This is a genomic window from Streptomyces sp. NRRL S-495 (genome assembly GCF_000966955.1).
Lineage (GTDB): Bacteria > Actinomycetota > Actinomycetes > Streptomycetales > Streptomycetaceae > Kitasatospora > Kitasatospora purpeofusca.
In genome coordinates this window covers 1-1,820 of record NZ_JZWY01001273.1, presented here as the reverse complement: position 1 = coordinate 1,820, position 1,820 = coordinate 1, and the positions used below count along the sequence as shown (strand labels likewise).

Here is a 1,820-nt window from a genome sequence, read left to right as displayed (position 1 = left end):
GGACGCCTGAAGCCGCCCCGTCCGAACCCGGGAGCACAATCACCTGCCCGGCGGACCGGAGGCCACCGCCGAAATGCCGGGGTCAGCCGGGTTCCGCCGAGCCGGTGAGGCGGAGCTTGCGCTGCGCCCGCTGGTAGAAGGTGGTGCGGCCGAGCCGGACCACGCGGGCGGCGGCGGGCAGCATGGTCACCTCGACGACGTCGCCCGGCGCGACATGGCCGACCAGGCGGCCGTCCGCCTCGACCGCGAGGTCCCCGCTGTGCGGCAGGACCTCCAGGTCGAGCCGCTCACCGCTGGAGAGGAAGACCGAGCGGTTGAACGTGGCGTGCGGTGCCACCGGGGTGATCAGCAGCCCCTCCGCGTTGGGGGAGACGATCGGGCCGCCCGCGGAGAAGCTGTACGCGGTGGAGCCGGTCGGCGTGGCGGTGACGATCGCGTCGGCGGTGTAGGCCACGAAGGGCTGGCCCTGGACCCGCACGGCGACGGCTGCGGACCGGTGCCCCGGGCTGCGCAGCAGCACGATGTCGTTGAGCGCCGTCTCCTCGACGGTCCCGAAGCGCGCGTGCACCCCGGAGCGCACCTCGACGGTGAAGCGGTGGGCGTCGATGGCGTCCAGCGCGGCGGGGAGCTCCGGGATGTCGACCTCGGCGAGGAAGCCCAGCCGCCCGACGTTGACGCCGAGGACCGGCGCGTGGCCCTTGGCCGCGAGCCGCATGGTGCGCAGCATGGTGCCGTCCCCGCCCAGGCTGATCAGCAGATCGGCGCTGCTGGTCATCTCCTCGGCCCCCACCGGGATGGCCTCGCAGCCGATCCGGGACACCTCCGCCGCCAGCCCGAGCACCTTGGTGCCCCGGGACCGGCTCCAGCGGACCACGGTCTCCACGGTGGGTGCGCTGGTGCGCTCGGGATGGAGGACCAGGCCCACCGTGCCGATGAATCCCATCCGGGTCACCTCGATGTCGGCCGGGGGAGTGCTGCTCCCCTCCAGTCACGCACAGCCGTGCGGGTGCTTCAAGCCCGGGCGCCGCCGGTCGCGGAACCTCCGTCGGAGTCGGATGGTTGGTAGTCGGACGAGGACGTCCGACGGCTCCGGCCCCGATCGGGAGGTATGTCCGATGGACGACGACCAGCAGGACCAGGGGATCGACCCGTCCGTGCCGCCGAGCGGGGACGGCTGCGTGGAGTGCCTGGCGGGCGACGGGCCGGGCTGGTGGCTGCACCTGCGGCGGTGCGCCGCGTGCGGGCACATCGGTTGCTGCGACTCCTCGCCCTCGCAGCACGGCACCCGGCACGCCCGGGCGGCGGGCCACCCGTTCCTGGCCAGCTTCGAGCCGGGGGAGGAGTGGTTCTGGAACATCGAGACCGAGCAGTACTACGAGGGGCCGGAACTGGCGGCCCCGGCGGCGCACCCGCTCACCCAGCCGACCCCCGGCCCGCTGGGCAAGGTCCCGGCCGACTGGCAGTCGCACCTGCACTGAGCCGCCGGTGCTGATCCGCCCGTGCACTGATCCGCCCGTGCACTGGCCCGCCCGTGCACTGGCCCGCCCGGCTCAGGGCGGCGGAGCCGACCGTCCGGGGTCCGTGATGCCGCCCGGGCAGGCCAGCCGGTCGACGTCCCAGCCGGCCCGGACGGCACCGGCCCGGTACGCGGCCTCGTAGAAGGCGAGCACGGCCGCCCTCGGGTCGGCCTCCGCGCGGGCCTCCGCGTAGCCCAGGACGGCCAGGTGGCTGCCGCCGGCCTCGACCCACCGCGCGGCGGCGGGCGTCAGCGGGTCCCCGGCCAGTTGCTCCGGCTCGGGGGCCGTGTAGGAGTAGAAGGC

Annotated in this window: 3 protein-coding genes; 1 reads left to right on the top strand and 2 read right to left on the bottom strand. The window is 74.9% G+C overall.

Features of this window, described 5'->3' with window-relative positions; translation table 11 throughout:
- Positions 1-82: 82 nt before the first annotated feature.
- Positions 83-943, bottom strand: coding sequence for an NAD(+)/NADH kinase (locus VR45_RS41115; RefSeq protein ID WP_107084420.1), 861 nt, complete (start codon positions 941-943; stop codon positions 83-85).
- 172 nt (positions 944-1,115) lie between these two features.
- Here VR45_RS41115 and VR45_RS41110 point away from each other — a divergent pair, with 172 nt between their 5' ends.
- A complete protein-coding gene (locus VR45_RS41110; protein WP_045945093.1) occupies positions 1,116-1,478 on the top strand; it encodes a UBP-type zinc finger domain-containing protein in 363 nt (120 codons plus the stop codon).
- Between the two features lie 72 nt (positions 1,479-1,550).
- Here the strand turns inward: VR45_RS41110 and VR45_RS41105 are convergent.
- Positions 1,551-1,820, bottom strand: a 270-nt coding sequence (locus VR45_RS41105; protein ID WP_045945092.1) for a DUF5996 family protein, incomplete at its 5' end; no start/stop codon positions are given.

What these genes read in the sequence shown, in the direction of transcription:
- VR45_RS41110 (WP_045945093.1), top strand. Translation starts at nt 1,116, where the DNA reads ATGGACGACGACCAGCAGGACCAGGGGATCGACCCGTCCGTGCCGCCG.
- VR45_RS41115 (WP_107084420.1), bottom strand. Translation starts at nt 943, where the DNA reads ATGGGATTCATCGGCACGGTGGGCCTGGTCCTCCATCCCGAGCGCACC.